The organism is Pseudomonas sp. EA_5y_Pfl2_R50 (assembly GCF_963970475.1).
In the GTDB taxonomy this organism is placed as follows: domain Bacteria; phylum Pseudomonadota; class Gammaproteobacteria; order Pseudomonadales; family Pseudomonadaceae; genus Aquipseudomonas.
Genome location: NZ_CAXAPT010000107.1, coordinates 1 through 530, shown reverse-complemented (window position 1 = coordinate 530; position 530 = coordinate 1). Strand labels below are relative to the sequence as shown.

At 56.8% G+C, this 530-nt stretch carries 1 protein-coding gene; it reads left to right on the top strand.

Annotation, left to right across the window (positions count from 1 at the left end; genetic code table 11):
• Positions 1–279 precede the first annotated feature (279 nt).
• Positions 280–530, top strand: a 251-nt coding sequence (locus tag AACY19_RS26935; RefSeq protein ID WP_339454537.1) for a hypothetical protein, incomplete at its 3' end; no start/stop codon positions are given.

The window sequence follows — 530 nt, the reverse complement described above, 5'->3', positions numbered from 1 at the left end:
GCCGCAGTCGTTTTTAGAACGGGGGCCAGCGCGGAAATTGTACCGGTTGTGACGCCTTGGCGGCCATCTTTCACGGCCCTTCTGATGTTTCGGATAGCGTCCGGCTTCCCGGCTTCCCGAGATGCCCGGTCGGCGCTCAATTCAAGCTCCTTGAGGCGCCTTTCGATGCGTTTCAAAACTGTTGATAGGTCCATCCCGGTAGCATGACCGGACGCCAAAACGGGTGCATCCGGTAAGAATGCCGTTGACGAATCCGGTAAAGATACCGATATTGAAAGCATGATGAATGCAATCGAGCAGTTATTGACCTTGGCGCGCCAATACGCGGCGAGCGAAAAGCTCGACCTTTCAACGGTTAGCTGGCGATCGCTCGGCGATACAAAGAAACTTGCGGCTCTCGAATCTGGCCGCGACATTCAGGTTCGTCGCTGCGATGCCGCTATCCAATGGTTCTCTGATCACTGGCCTGCCAGCCTAGCGTGGCCGGCTGGCGTTGTTCGGCCTAATCGCGCCCCTGATCCAAGCAACGA